The 13681-nt window shown below is 48.4% G+C and carries 11 protein-coding genes; 5 read left to right on the top strand and 6 right to left on the bottom strand.

Annotated features, from left to right (window positions below):
* The first annotated feature begins 487 nt into the window (after nucleotides 1-487).
* The 3 genes from NDI44_RS12050 (at nucleotide 488) to NDI44_RS12040 (ending at nucleotide 4098) form a co-directional block, all read left to right on the top strand.
* Entirely contained in the window at nucleotides 488-1441 is a 954-nt protein-coding gene (locus NDI44_RS12050; protein WP_190415014.1) for a sucrase ferredoxin, read from the top strand.
* Nucleotides 1442-1826: 385 nt separating this feature from the next.
* Entirely contained in the window at nucleotides 1827-2669 is an 843-nt protein-coding gene (locus NDI44_RS12045) for an iron-siderophore ABC transporter substrate-binding protein (RefSeq protein WP_199304965.1), read from the top strand.
* 109 nt (nucleotides 2670-2778) lie between these two features.
* Nucleotides 2779-4098 carry an MFS transporter gene (locus tag NDI44_RS12040; protein WP_190415012.1) on the top strand — a complete coding sequence of 440 codons (1320 nt, stop codon included), beginning with the start codon at nucleotides 2779-2781 and terminating at the stop codon, nucleotides 4096-4098.
* Nucleotides 4099-4216: 118 nt separating this feature from the next.
* Here the strand turns inward: NDI44_RS12040 and NDI44_RS12035 are convergent, their stop codons facing one another.
* The 3 genes from NDI44_RS12035 to ptsP form a co-directional block, all read right to left on the bottom strand.
* Nucleotides 4217-5491 (bottom strand): styrene monooxygenase/indole monooxygenase family protein, encoded by a 1275-nt coding sequence (locus tag NDI44_RS12035; protein ID WP_190415011.1) that lies wholly within the window; start codon nucleotides 5489-5491, stop codon nucleotides 4217-4219.
* A 161-nt stretch (nucleotides 5492-5652) separates the two neighbouring features.
* Entirely contained in the window at nucleotides 5653-6018 is a 366-nt protein-coding gene (locus NDI44_RS12030; protein ID WP_190415010.1) for a Lin0512 family protein, read from the bottom strand.
* A gap of 21 nt (nucleotides 6019-6039) precedes the next feature.
* On the bottom strand, nucleotides 6040-8547 hold the full coding sequence (ptsP, locus tag NDI44_RS12025; RefSeq protein ID WP_190415009.1) for a phosphoenolpyruvate--protein phosphotransferase: 2508 nt from the start codon (nucleotides 8545-8547) through the stop codon (nucleotides 6040-6042).
* A 66-nt stretch (nucleotides 8548-8613) separates the two neighbouring features.
* Here ptsP and NDI44_RS12020 point away from each other — a divergent pair, with 66 nt between their 5' ends.
* Nucleotides 8614-9285 carry a HEAT repeat domain-containing protein gene (locus tag NDI44_RS12020; RefSeq protein ID WP_190415008.1) on the top strand — a complete coding sequence of 224 codons (672 nt, stop codon included), beginning with the start codon at nucleotides 8614-8616 and terminating at the stop codon, nucleotides 9283-9285.
* A gap of 64 nt (nucleotides 9286-9349) precedes the next feature.
* On the opposite strand, the gene NDI44_RS12015 is transcribed toward NDI44_RS12020, so the two are convergent.
* Nucleotides 9350-9874 (bottom strand): hypothetical protein, encoded by a 525-nt coding sequence (locus tag NDI44_RS12015; protein WP_190415007.1) that lies wholly within the window; start codon nucleotides 9872-9874, stop codon nucleotides 9350-9352.
* A 137-nt stretch (nucleotides 9875-10011) separates the two neighbouring features.
* On the opposite strand from NDI44_RS12015, the gene NDI44_RS12010 reads away from it, so the two are divergent.
* Entirely contained in the window at nucleotides 10012-10572 is a 561-nt protein-coding gene (locus NDI44_RS12010; protein WP_190415006.1) for a phycobiliprotein lyase, read from the top strand.
* Nucleotides 10573-10620: 48 nt separating this feature from the next.
* Here the strand turns inward: NDI44_RS12010 and NDI44_RS12005 are convergent, their stop codons facing one another.
* Together NDI44_RS12005 and NDI44_RS12000 are read right to left on the bottom strand one after the other, a co-directional pair.
* Nucleotides 10621-11331, bottom strand: coding sequence for a hypothetical protein (locus tag NDI44_RS12005; RefSeq protein ID WP_190415005.1), 711 nt, complete (start codon nucleotides 11329-11331; stop codon nucleotides 10621-10623).
* Nucleotides 11332-11530: 199 nt separating this feature from the next.
* Nucleotides 11531-13588, bottom strand: coding sequence for an S-layer homology domain-containing protein (locus NDI44_RS12000; protein ID WP_190415004.1), 2058 nt, complete (start codon nucleotides 13586-13588; stop codon nucleotides 11531-11533).
* Nucleotides 13589-13681: the final 93 nt, after the last annotated feature.

The following is a 13681-nucleotide window of genomic DNA, read 5'->3' as shown; positions in this document are numbered from 1 at the left end:
CAAGTTTGGCAAGTAGCAATCGCAAAATTTTTTCAGAAATAAAATTCCGGCTTTTGCTCTTCTAGGGTTGCGGGAAGCATGACTTAAACTAGCCGGAAAGCTTCCCCCGACGCTTGTGCAGTAGAGTCTGACATAACCCCAGCCCTTCTCCTACAAGGAACGAGACTTGCTCCGCTTCCCTATCACGGAATGCGGCTGGGGGTTAGGCTTTGTATATGAGCGAACGGAAAACCGTTATGGTTTCATGCTCTCCCGGTCAAGGCGTGCAAATTTTTCTGGACGCTGAACTGGGTATTTTCAGAAAAAACTGACATGAGTTCTCAATAGACTAATTTTTTTTATACCCTTGACATTGGCAGATAAGACGTTATATGTTGCTGACCTAGTGATAATAACTTTCAATAACCAACTAGGTCGTAGTGAGCGCATCGATTGGGCGTGAGGAAATTTGAAGCAAACAAATTGTTACACCGCAAGTAATCAAGCGATGAATGGATTCTTTTGCGCCGAAGAGTCACGCCAAGCGGGAGAAGAGATTATCGGGTGTGCAACGAATCACAAAATCTATGTACTGATTGAGTGTCCACCGCCTTGGACACCCGATCCACTTGATTCAAAATTCCTCCCGGCTAATTTAAAAGCCTTAAAGGAGGAAATTGATACAGAGGAACTTTTTGTTCGGGTTGTATTGATTCATAGCGACCAAACTAAGCGCGATCGCTCCAAACGCCTGATAATTTTCCGAGCAAACACCGGGCTTTCGGCAGGTTACACGAAGCAAGAGTTTCTGGTTTCAGATATTAATGATATAGCCTCTTTACTGAAGGACTGTTTAACAGGAAACACTCCAGAACAGGAGGCGATAGATATTCAAACCAGAGATATTTTAGTATGCACTCACGGTAGCCATGATAAATGTTGCGCTAAGTATGGAAATCCTTTTTACAAAGCTGCCTTAGCCACTGTCTCTGACTTATCACTCGATCGTGTCCGCGTATGGCAAGCCAGCCACATTGGCGGTCATCGCTTTGCCCCTACTGCAATTGATTTTCCAGAGGGAAGATATTATGGCAGGCTCAACCAAAAATCATTTGCTGCCATTCTGACCCGAACGGGTGACATTCAGTGCTTGAACAATGTCTATCGTGGTTGGGGACTTTTACCTTGGGCAGCTCAAATCTTAGAAAAAGAACTCATCCTCAAATATGGCTGGGATTGGTTTAACTATCAGGTTGCCTATCAGATAATTGAGCGAAGCGAAGATGAAAGTTTTAATCAAGTTGAAATAACTTTTAAAACTCCGAATGGAGTTCTGAGTGTCTATAGAGCCGACATTATTGAAGATAAACATAAAACTCTTCATTTAAAAGGAGAATGTGACCGCAATGAATTGTATGAATTCAACCAATATATTACGAAAAACCTGGTAAGCATTTCGTAGTAATAAGTGAATTCCTAAAGATATGCTTTTAAGGCATAGAGATTTTACTTGGATTTGCAAATTATTTCTATATCTTATTGTTTGGTGTTTTTAGCGTCTTTGTGGTTAAAAATTTTTTAAATTATTTATGTTTTCAATCAAAAAATTAGCTTGTTTTTTAAGTAAAATTGCTATTTATTTTTATTCTTTTATTCTCCACCGTTATCCAATTTGGAATTTAACGAATAACTATAGTCAGCGCAATATCAGACTATTATTAATAACAATTTTAACAATTTGTATCGTTTCTGCCTGTGGGAATAATGCCAAAAAGAATGGGACGAATAACAGTATTAATGTTTCTCTAAACTTGCCTTCTCAAGCTGTACGAGTAGTCAAGCACGCAATGGGAGAAACAAAGGTTCCCGTTAATCCGCAGCGGGTAATTGTGCTGGGAAACTTGGAGAACGTCTTAGCTTTAGGTATCAAACCTGTAGGTGCCACAACCTTAGGAGATGGGGAGTTTCTCTCCTATCTCCGAAATCAAACCGAAGGAATTACAAAACTTGGCATAAATGGGCAACCAAGCCTGGAGAAAATTTTGTTCTTGAAGCCAGACTTGATTTTGGGTTGGTCTTGGGATGAAGAAATCTATGAGAAGCTATCACAAATTGCCCCGACAGTTTTTGTTGAAGGGAGTATTACCTGGAAAGAGTGGCTGAGAACATTTGCCGAAGCGTTGGGTAAGACGCCAGAAGCCGAAAAGCTTTTAAGGAATTATAATCAGCGCGTCGAAACATTTAAAGAGCAAATGGGCGATCGCTTCTCGCAAATTCAGGTATCTGTGGTTAATTTTTGGGCAGATAAAGTCCGAATCTACATGAAGCGTTCCTTCAGCGGACTCATTCTCAACGAGATTGGTATGCTTCGTCCATCAGCGCAGAATAAAGATAAAAACTCGGAAAATCTCTCATTAGAGCTAATTCCTAAAATGGAAGGTGATGCGATTTTCTTAGTACTCGGAGAAGGTAAGGAATCTAAGTTAAACCAATTTACAAATCATCCTCTTTGGTTCCAATTGAATGCGGTTAAACAAGGTAAGGTATACCAAGTCAATAGCGATGCCTGGATTAGCAGTTGGGGCATTATCGGAGCCAATCGAGTTCTCGATGACTTGTTTAAATATTTGGTAACAGAGAAATCAAGCAAGGGCAAGGAATTCCCTAAAGTTGCAGCTTTGACTCAATAGTTTAATCCCTAATCGGGATTCACCCAGAACCGCTCCCAGGACGTAAACACCACATTCAGCCACAGGAGGGATATTCCACTCGGATGGAAACCGCCTTAACAAAACTAATATGCGAACCTTCTTCATCATTTGGATCGGTCAGCTAGTCTCAACGATCGGTAGCTATATGACCAGTTTTGCCATCCAAATCTGGATGTGGGAACTGACTGGTCAGGCGACGGCACTTGCTTTAGTGGGTTTCTTTACTCTATTGCCGAGTATCTTAATTACACCCATTGCTGGGCTAATTGTAGACCGCTGGAACCGCAAATTCCTGATGATGATTGGCGACACAGTGACAGCTTTGTGTACCCTGGTAATTCTTTGGCTGTACCTGACCAACCATTTGCAAATCTGGCATCTTTATGTGAGTGGCGCGGTTAGCGGTGCTTTTAGCGAAATTCAAGCGCTGGCGTATTCAGTATCGATTGCAATGCTGGTGCCCAAACAGCATTACACCCGTGCTACCAGTCTGGATTCTGCGATTCATTACAGTTCGATTATTATTGCTCCCGCGCTGGCGGGTGTACTCTACTACACGATTGGATTTGCCGGGATCTCGCTCATCGATATCGTTACATTTGCGATCGCGATCGGCACCGTTCTCAAGATCCATATCCCCCAACCCACGAGTAGCGAGACATCCTCTCACGATAAAGGGATCTTCCAGCCGATTATCTTCGGCTTCCAGTATATTCTGGTGCGTCCCGGTCTGCTCGCCATTGTAGTCGCGGCGTCCTTGTTCTGGTTTGCCCACGATCTGGGCGCTGCCTTGTATGCACCGATAATTTTGGCACGCACGGGAAATGATGCCAGGGTCTTAGGCAGCATCGGTTCAGCAGCCGGATTCGGTGGGGTAACGGGAGCGTTTCTTTTGAGTGCCTGGGGCGGCTCTAAGCGCCGCATCCACGGTTTTTTACTGGCAATGGTGGGGGCGGGTCTGAGTAAAACCGTCTTTGGGTTGGGTCAGATGCCAATGATTTGGCTTCCTGCTCAGTTCTGCTCATCGCTGAATTTTCCCTTATTGAGCAGTTCCAACACAGCAATCTTGCTCAGCAAGGTAAGACCGGATGTGCAAGGACGGGTTTTCGCTGCCCGATCGGCAATTAAGCAAGTTGTTAGCGCGATCGCTCTATTAATCGCTGGGCCACTTGCCGACCACGTTTTTGAACCAGCGATGATGCCAGGAGGTGTTCTTGTACCCATCCTCGGCAGGCTATTCGGCACGGGATCGGGTGCAGGGATGGCGCTTTTGTATGTCATCACTTCCATCAGCTTATTGCTGATTGGTTTGGGTGGGTATGGCTTCCGCGTGTTGCGCGACGTGGAAATCAGCTTACCTGACCATGATGTTGAGCCAGAAGTTGAGGACTCCAGATGCGGAGGCTGAGGGTGAGGTTTTTTAGGTGCAAGCCAGGTAAGCGGAAGCGTTCATTAACCGCTTCCGCTCTCAGTATTGCTGCATTATTAGAACTTGTGGCGCTAGTCGCTAGCTGTTTACCTCAGCGCTACCCAGCGATCGGCGCTACTGGTCGCTCTTCTGGTTCTATCGAATTCAGCAACGTCTTCTTCGCTAAATATTTTTTACTTTCTTCAGGATCGAAAAACCACGGAGACAGATTGGGTGGATTGTTGATACCGTTCAAGTAATCCTTGGCAACTTCTGGATTTTGAGCCATTGCGATCGCAATCTCTTGCAGATGAGCTGGAGGCGTCAACAAGCAATCCGTTAAGGCGTGCCCATGCTGACAATATTGCCAGAATTCATCGAAGACTCCCTGCATCCATGACTCATCAAAGCGTTGGTTGCCATGTTCGACAATCCGTTGCGCGACCAGATGTGCCATCTTCGTCGCGTTATTCGCTCCCTGCGCTCCAACGGGATCGTGCAAAATCACTGTATCGCCAATCCCCATCACCGTTGCACCTGATGGCAAACGACCAATCGGCTTACGCACAGTCGGTGTAATTGCCCCACGAACCCATGCTTGCTCGTCGGTTAATTCCATATCCTTGACTGTTTCGTAGTTCCACGGGGTCAATTCTTGGATGACTTGTTTGCTGAGTTCCACTAATTCTTGACCGGATTGGACCTTGCCAAACCGATCCATTGCTCCACCAGGGTAGGCTTCAAAGGCAACAGTGTAAGCGGAATCTTTGCTGTTGGTATAAAACGGAAACTGGAGCATCTCTCCAGCGCCGGGTATATTACTGACCTGAAAGGTGCGTCCCTTCATCGGATCTCCCTTGAGTCCGGTGTAAATTCCGCCAGCTAAATGGCGCTTTGGCTGGTCGTATTGGGATTTTTGCTCGTCCCGCTCGAACAAGGTCGAGAAGGAGCCACGACCAGCAGATACCACGACCAGATCGTAGTTTTGAGCGTAATCCTCCAAGTCTTGTAACGTCATTGCCTGAACAACTAATTTGCCGCCTCTGCGGACAAACTCCTGCATCCAAACGGATAATTTGAGGCGTTGATCCACACCTCGCCAAGGCTTTTCTAGAGTGGAGGAGACAACTAAGGCAACATTGCCCTGTGGGTCGCACAGGTTGTTATGAAATTGGTCGCAACCCAGAAACTGCTCATCCCAGAAATTGAGTCCCAAGTCACGCTCAAGTTGTAGCGCATCTGGAAACAACAATGGCATTGCCATGATTTTGCCATTGAGGATAGCTTCTGGAGTGCGATCGCTAAATAGAGTCACTGCATAGCCTGCATCCACCAGACTAATGCCTAAGTAAAGACCTGCTTGACCAGCGCCAATAATTGCAATTCGTTTCATGGGAGATCCTCCGGAGTTGAGTCGGTCTGAGTTTAAATCGCGATCGCTTTCAAAGAGAACTCAGCAAGTTACTTTAATAAATTAGCCGATACGAATCTATCTAATATCGGGACGCAGGCTTCTAAAACGAAGCGTGGCAAACGCTTCCACTTCCTACGCAACTAATCGGTTTCCACCAAAACGGTAACAGCCGCAACCGCGATCAGCATTTCGTCATTCTTATCATTGAGTGAGGCAATTGCTCGACCTTGAACGACCATTCCGCCAGACTCGACGGTGAGAGTTTTGCGACCAAAAGGTAACACAGCTAATACCTCCGCTTCCCGCACTTGCTCTGGGTAAGGCACTGCCACCTTTACTTCAACGATCATTTGATCGGGGTCGCTTAAACCTGCAACTTCCCAGACACCCGGTAGAGCATTGTGAGCGATCGCATTCCTGACAGCTCTGGCTGCGGCGACAGTGGGTTCCTGTCCGTGCTGATCGATTCCCATCCCCATCTCGATAATTAAGCGTTTACGAGCCACCGTTGCTCCTCTGACGACACTTTATGTTTTCAACTGACCTGCAATATATTCTCTGACTTCTTTGGCTGACTCTAGCTGCAAGACAGCAGATGCGATCGCTTCCGCTTCATCCATCCTCAACTTTGAAATCGCTGCTTTCACCGTAGAAATGGCTGGGGAGTTCATACTGAATTCATCAACGCCCAATCCGACTAAAATGGGTGTTGCTAACTCTGATGAAGCTAATTCGCCGCACACTCCCACCCAAATCCCAGCATGATGAGCAGCGGTAACAGTTTGCTGAATCATTCGCAGCACTGCTGGTTCAAAGGCATCGGCGAGAGTCGCAACTTTGGGATTTGTGCGATCGCTTGCCATGACATACTGGCTCAAATCATTGGTGCCAATACTAAAAAAATCTACCTCTGCGGCTAGTTTGTCAGCCATCGTCACCGCTGCTGGCACTTCCACCATGATTCCGACTTCCATTGCTTCATCAAAACTCATCCCCAAAGAGCGCAATTCTGTCTTAGCGGCAGCTAAAATCTCTTTGGCGGCGCGGATTTCTCTCACGGATGCCACCATCGGAAACATGACCTTAATGGGGTGTTTGTGACTGGTGCGTAAAATTGCCCGTAGCTGAGTTTTTAGTAAATCTGGGGAATCTAGTAAAAAGCGAATTCCCCGCCATCCCAGGAAGGGATTGGCTTCTGGTGGCAAATCCAGGTAAGGGAGGGGTTTGTCTCCGCCAATATCGAGAGTGCGAATAATTAGGGGATGCGGAGATAGGATGGATGCGATCGCTTCATACGCTTCTCGTTGTTCTTCCTCAGTCGGGACGCTGACTCGATCGAAATACAAAAATTCACTCCGCAGCAATCCCACCCCTTCTGCACCCATATTTACAGCAATTTTGGCCTCTTGTATTGTCAAAATATTTGCCATCACCTTAATTTGATGTCCATCGTGGGTGATAGCGGGTTGCTGTGCAGCAGCTTGTAACGCTTGTTGTTGCGCCTGCTGGCGATTGCGTTTTGCTTGTAATTCCCGCAACTGCGTGTCGTCTGGTTGCACCCACACCTCGCCAGTTTCCCCATCCAAGGCGATGAGCGTGCCATTCTGCAAGCGCAGCAACTCAGCACCCACGCCCACGACCGCCGGAATGCCGAGCGATCGCGCTAAAATTCCACTGTGAGAAGTTGCACCGCCAGCAACCGTACAAATTCCCAAAACTTTGCCGGGATCTAATTGTGCCGTTTCAGAAGGAGTCAAGTCAGTCGCCACCAAAATCCCTGGTTCTGGCAAATTTATAGAAGCGGGTACCGTACCTGTAAGCGATCGCATCACTCGTTGTCCCACGTCAAAGACATCAGCGGCGCGTGCTTGTAAGTACGAGTCTGGCAATGCTTCGTAAGCTGCAACTGTCTCATCGATAACAGTCTTCCAAGCTGCGGCGGCACTAAAATTCCGATCGAAAATCAGCTGGCGCGTGCGATCGATTACAAAGGGATCTTCTAAGCAAAGCAAATGAGCATCAAAAATCGCCGCTTGTGCTTCTCCCGCCGTAGCAGATATTTGGTGGCGGAGGGTTTGAATTTGATGACGAGTTTGCTCAATTGCTGTGTGTAACTGTTGCCATTCTGCTTCGGGATTGTCTGCTTGCTGCTGTTGTACGTTGAGAACGGTGGGTTGATAGATCGCAATATTGCCGATGGCAATACCCGCAGAGGCAGGAATCCCAGAAAACTGAGAATTGGAAATAGGGAATTGGGGTTGCTCCGGAAGCGGGGTTTCCCCACCTCGAACGTCTGCGACTGATTCCCCGAAGTTGGCTTCTACTAGCTGTTGCAAGGCTGCCAAGGCGGCTTGGGCATCCGCTCCAGAGGCAGCGATCGCTATCTCATTCCCTTGGCGGATGACCAGCGTAACGACTTGATTGATGCTTTTAGCATTGACCGATCCGCTGCTAGATGTGATGTTTTGTAACGTAATCTCAGATTGAAACTGGGAAGCGGTAGCAACAAATTTGGCAGCCGGACGGGCGTGCAAACCCATCTGATTTCGGACGGTGAGATGGATTACCTGACTTTGGGCACTTATTGGGGCACTTACCAATGCCCCGGCGGACTCCGAAAGATTAATACCGGATAACTGGGAGGCTTTCGCTGCTAATGCTCCTCGTGCTTCGCGGATGACTTGCTCAATATTTGCACCGGATGCTGCTGTTACCGCTGCGGCGATCGCTCCCTCTACCAGCGGTGCCTCGCAGAGTCTCACCGGATGCCGCCGTTCTTCTGGCAGAAACTCCAATGCCATTTCCGCACTCAGTACAGCACTCCCCAAATCCATCAAGATGAGGACGCCATCCTCACTGTAAACCGACTCAATCGCTTGATAAACCTGCATTACATCCGTACCAAAGGGATTTTCCGGATCGTCAATTCCTGCGGCGAGAGCCAGCGACACGGCACCTTGAACCATTTGCTGCACTAACGCTTGCACTCCCTCTGCCAGCTTTTGACTATGCGATACGATGACAATTCCTACCATCTCTCCACCACTTCCTGAGATAACTCGCTCAATTATGTTAAGATTTATTAAAGAGCTTAGGATTTTATGACTCATCCCAGCTTAGAAAATATTGGTGCCCAGCTAGAAAGTCCGAATTCACGCGATCGCATGTTGGCGCTTGCCTCTTTGCGTGAAGTATCGGCAGATGACGCTGTACCCCTGATCAAAAAGGTTTTAGACGACGAAAACCTGCAAATTCGCTCAATGGCGGTGTTTGCACTGGGTCTTAAACCGACCGAAGAATGCTTTCCGATTCTCGTGAAATTGCTAGAAACTGACCCCGACTACGGGATTCGCGCCGACGCCGCTGGTGCCTTAGGTTACCTGTGCGATATCAGAGGATTTGAACCCTTGGTGCGAGCGTTTTACGAAGATACCGATTGGCTGGTGCGTTTCAGCGCCGCCGTTAGTTTGGGCAATTTAAAAGATCCCCGCGCTTTCGACGTACTGGTTCGGGCATTAGATAGCGAAGAAGTCGTGTTGCAACAGGCAGCGATCGCGGCACTCGGTGAAATTAAAGCAGTAGGAGCCGTCGATCAAATTCTTCGCTTTGCCCAAGCTGAGGATTGGCTTGTCCGTCAGCGGCTTGCCGAAGCTTTAGGACACTTGCCCAGCGCGAAGAGTATATCAGCCCTCAATTACCTGGAAAAAGACCGTCATCCCCACGTTGCTACCGCTGCCACCATCTCCCTGAAGCGGCTATCTGAAAACAATTAAAAATTAGAAATTAAAAATGGGGGATTCTCCATTTTTAATTTTTAATGGGAACATTTTTAATTGCTTACAGCCAGTGAGCGACGGAAAACAAGCCATCTTCTACCTGAATATGCTCCACACCGCGCATCTTGACGATGGGCTGACCCTGATAAGATACGCACAGCCAACCACCGATGACGAAATCAACCGTAATCTCATTCGAGAAGATTTCGTCTAATCGTAGGATATCGATTCCCGACTCATCCTCAATGGTGTCAAAACCATCGCCGGGAGCGTAAATATAGACATCATTGCCGGGACCGCCATCTAAGCGATCGTCCCCTTCGCCGCCAACCAAGACATCGTCGCCGTTGCCTCCGAATAAGCGATCGCGCTCCGAACCCCCCAGTAAAAAGTCATCCCCACCTTCGCCATACAGGGAATCCTCGTCCTCTCCCCCTTGAATCAGGTCATTTCCTTGCCCACCGTGGATGATATCGTTGCCTGACTTGCCAACCAGGGTATCGTCGCCAGCATACCCAAAAATAACATCGTCGCACTGGGTGGCTTCAATGTAGTCATCGCTGGGAGTGCCATGAATTCTAGACATGATGCAGGTTTACTCATCCGAAAACTCTTTAACCTTTTATAAAGTAGAGGTCAGCGGTTATCACTCTCTCTAGCGACTGGTCAATCTAAGATATTGAAAGTGATGTTAAAAATTATTAGTCCAGAAGAGTTTGATTCATGGATATTCAAGAGTTTTTCCAGCTGAGTGCAGGCAAATGGTTTTCCCAGCGTACTAGTCACCATCTGGCTTTCAAGCAAGCAGAAAGTGGCAAGTCAGACATCAAGATCGAGATGCTCTCGGCAGAAGATCCGGAAGTGATCAAGCTCTGCGAACAGTACGAAGTTGACCCAGGCTTAGCTTGGGGAGGCGCTCGCGTAAGCTGGGATGGCACGATGGAATGGGATCAAGAAAAGCACGCGGGTTCTAGCGTTCTCGTCCCGATTCCCGACCCAGAGAAGCCGAATGAAGGTCAGTTGCTGCGCGACATGGGCTATGCCGAGAAAGCATCGGTCGCCGGTCGCTATGTCATCGGTAGCGATAATTCATTCACGCTGATTACCGAGTATGAAACGATGTACTCGGAAGAACGCATCTGGTTTGCTAGCGAAAACTTGCGGCTACGAGCCAGCATTTTAAAGCGATTTGGCGGCTTCTCAATGGCTTCTTTTTGCTCGGAAATTCGCATGGGCGTCGCAAAACCACAAGAAAAAGCTGCTGACACCGTCGCCAACAATTAAAAATTAAAAATGAGGATTGTTCATTTTTAATTTTCTGTTTTCAAGGGCTTAAGTCTCTTCATCACTCTGGGCAACGGCTTTGAGTTTTTGGTAAAAATCTGAGTCATCTGCCGTTGGGATGAATTGGTGTATTGGTCGCTTGTTGACATCCCAGCGCGACCAATTTGCTTGATAATTTTTGTGGCTAGAACGCAGCGCAAGGCTGGCGTTGGCGTCTTCTGAATTGGCAACGTCCCTAGGGTTGTCCGTGTTTGTCGGTTCTGACAGGACGGAAGCAGCAGCCTCCTCTGGGGAAGGCGTCTGGGCGATCGCAATTGGGTGGGCGATCGCGATCGCCTCGTTACTGGCAGTGGCGGCTTCCGTTGAGGATGACTCAACTGAATTCATCGCCTCTTTAACCTTGATTCGCTCTAGACTCGGCTCCGGGTTAGCCGCGAAGGTTGCCGGTAGCGGCTCGGCTGCTTCCGTCAAATTTTGGGGAAAATTGCGGCAAACTAAGCGCTCAAAATCGTAGTTAAAGTGATACAGGGCTTGACCGCGCCGAGACCAGAAATTTAAGATTTGCTCGACAGAAATCGCTTTGTAACGTCCCTGATAAAGCGCCTCAATCACGGCTAGAGGCACCCAGTCGGCACCAAAGTCGCGAACCCAATGGGCTACCAATTCCTCAGCCGTGTAACCCCTAATCAGTTCAAAACAATAGTAAAGAAGCAGCGTCGTTGCGTAGGCAGTAGCTGAGTCTTGTGTTGACTCTGTCATCAGAAGTTAACTTGGCAGACCAGAAATAATATTAATCGCAGATTAGCGTTTAGCTGTCATCGGTCATTAGTCAGTGGTGATATTTATATCTTGCACTCTCAGCACTCGTTCAGGAGAAGTATTGGACAAAAAGGGCATTTGCCTACGGGCGATAATTTATGGCGATCGCCCAAGATTTTTTGTCCGAAGGCGAAAGCCCCTAGGAAGCAGGCAATCGCCCAGTGGCAACTAATGCTTGATAAACCATAGCAGCTGCCTCGGCTCGTGTGGCTTCTCGATTTGGGTTGAGTTGTGCGGGTGCCGGGTGGTTCACAATGATACCTCTTTGTGTAGCAGCAGCAATAGCAGGGCGGGCATAGGCTGGAATCGCTGCGCGGTCTTCGTACTTGTCTAATAGTTTTTCATCCCCAGAGGCAAAGCCCAATCCACTCACCAGAGAGACAATCAGCTGGACTCTCAGAACCGGCTGCTGAGGGCGGAAGGTTTGGTCGGGAAATCCGGTAATGAAGCCACCGCTATAAGCTTGTTGAATCACCGCCTGCGCCCAGAAAGTCGGGGGGATATCGGTAAACTGAATGCCTGGGCGTTTGGAAGTGGGGTTAAAGGCTTTAACTAATAAAGCCGCGAATCCCGCCCGATTGAGTCGATCATCTGGCTTGAAAGTGCCATCGGCAAAGCCACCCAGCAGGTTTTGATTTGCCAATCCTCGAATAGAATTCTCTGCCCAGTGTCCCTGAATGTCGCTGAAGCTGGGAAGGGAGGAGTCGGGATTCACTTCCGGATTGACAATATAGGGAGAAGCGATCGCCTTGACTTCCCCTGTGGTGACTAATGCCTGATAGATGAGTGCAGCAACTTCGGCGCGGGTAATGTCTCGCATCGGTTCGAGTTGTTGAACCTGGGGATAATTCACCACCATGCGCCTCGTGGTGGCAACAGCGACGGCATCTGTGGCGTAGCTGGGAATTTGAGCGCGATCGCCATAAACTCCCAAGACGCTAGAATTGCCCCCCGTAAGTGCCAAACCACTGACTAAAGATGCGATCGCTTGCACCCGCGTCAGATTTTGCCCCGGTCGAAAGGTGTTATCTGGAAACCCAGAAATAAAACCCATCGATGCCGCCTTTGCGATCGCCCCCGCCGCCCAAAAATCTGCTGGAATATCCTTGAAACTGCTCTGATTTCCCGGTCGTGGCGGCAAGTTAAAGGTTTTCGCGATCGCTGCGGCATATTGGGCGCGAGTCATTGCCGCTTCTGGCTGAAACGTCCCATCCGGAAAGCCACTCATCAGATTTTTCGCCACTAGCGCCTGAATAAACGCTTCCGCCCAATAACCGGCAACATCGCTAAACTGGGCAGGCCCCATTGTAAAAGTAGCGGCAACCGTCGCCGCCACAAATTCCACCGTTCCCTGCACCCGCACTGGATTCAGCTGATTTCCCGCTGAGACGACGGCGAACCGCGTCAGATTTTGCAGATCGACTTCCCCGTTATCCCGCAAAATATTACCTGCTGGCTCTTGACGGCTCCCTAGCTGCGGTTTTGCCCCATCATTGATAATTAGCCCCGCTTGTGTATTTTTCTCAATGAGATTGCGACGCAGCACCGGGGTCGCGTCACGAGACAGAAAAATCCCCGCCCGATTCGCAAAAATCTTATTATCGGTAATTAGGGGAGCCGCTTGATCTCCAATCAAAATTCCGTAACCCGTTCTCTCTGCCACATTCCGACGCACTTCCCCCTTGGCATTGCGGACGAGAGAAAGACCTGTGGAGGCATTTTGGGTAAATACATTATCTAAAATTGCCGGTTTCGCAGTACCCGTGACAAAGACGCCATCGCGACTGCAACTGGTAAAGGTATTATTCGCCAGCCTTGGCGATGTCGATTCTATCCAAACCCCTGTCCCCTTCGCCCCCCGATTCGTCACTGAGACTCCCCGCAGTTGGGCATCCGTTTCCAGCCGCAGGGTAATATTTTGGGAGCCAAAGCTTGGGCTAATATATTCCCCACTGCCTTCGATTTGAATTCCCTTGCCTTTGCTGGATTCATTCCCTACCACCGTCACCCCAGCCGGGATTACCAGAGGAAATACTTCTCCCCCTGCCGCATTGTAAATCCCAGATGCCAACTGAATCGAAGTTCCGGCTTGAGCCTGCTTCAGGGCACGAGTCAGCGTCTTCAGTGGGGCAGATGAGTTCCCGACACTGTTATCTTTGCCAGTTGCTGGGTTGACATAAAGCATTGGTTGACCCATAAAGTAAAGAGTTTTGAATTTAGTCCTTTGTCATTTGTCCTTAGTTGTTTGCTTTTGACCAATGACCAATAACCAATGACCAATGACCGATGA

It is taken from the genome of Trichocoleus sp. DQ-A3, assembly GCF_039961975.1.
GTDB lineage: Bacteria > Cyanobacteriota > Cyanobacteriia > Cyanobacteriales > FACHB-T130 > FACHB-T130.
The sequence above is the reverse complement of the archived record's forward strand: the minus strand, read 5'-3'. Positions and strand labels throughout refer to the sequence as shown.

Excerpts from the sequence above, each read along its gene's own strand:
- NDI44_RS12050 (WP_190415014.1), top strand. The coding sequence starts at position 488 with ATGAATGGATTCTTTTGCGCCGAAGAGTCACGCCAAGCGGGAGAAGAG.
- NDI44_RS12035 (WP_190415011.1), bottom strand. The coding sequence starts at position 5,491 with ATGAAACGAATTGCAATTATTGGCGCTGGTCAAGCAGGTCTTTACTTA.
- NDI44_RS12000 (WP_190415004.1), bottom strand. The coding sequence starts at position 13,588 with ATGGGTCAACCAATGCTTTATGTCAACCCAGCAACTGGCAAAGATAAC.
- ptsP (WP_190415009.1), bottom strand. The coding sequence starts at position 8,547 with ATGGTAGGAATTGTCATCGTATCGCATAGTCAAAAGCTGGCAGAGGGA.
- NDI44_RS12040 (WP_190415012.1), top strand. The coding sequence starts at position 2,779 with ATGCGAACCTTCTTCATCATTTGGATCGGTCAGCTAGTCTCAACGATC.
- NDI44_RS12020 (WP_190415008.1), top strand. The coding sequence starts at position 8,614 with ATGACTCATCCCAGCTTAGAAAATATTGGTGCCCAGCTAGAAAGTCCG.
- NDI44_RS12015 (WP_190415007.1), bottom strand. The coding sequence starts at position 9,874 with ATGTCTAGAATTCATGGCACTCCCAGCGATGACTACATTGAAGCCACC.
- NDI44_RS12045 (WP_199304965.1), top strand. The coding sequence starts at position 1,827 with ATGGGAGAAACAAAGGTTCCCGTTAATCCGCAGCGGGTAATTGTGCTG.
- NDI44_RS12010 (WP_190415006.1), top strand. The coding sequence starts at position 10,012 with ATGGATATTCAAGAGTTTTTCCAGCTGAGTGCAGGCAAATGGTTTTCC.
- NDI44_RS12005 (WP_190415005.1), bottom strand. The coding sequence starts at position 11,331 with ATGACAGAGTCAACACAAGACTCAGCTACTGCCTACGCAACGACGCTG.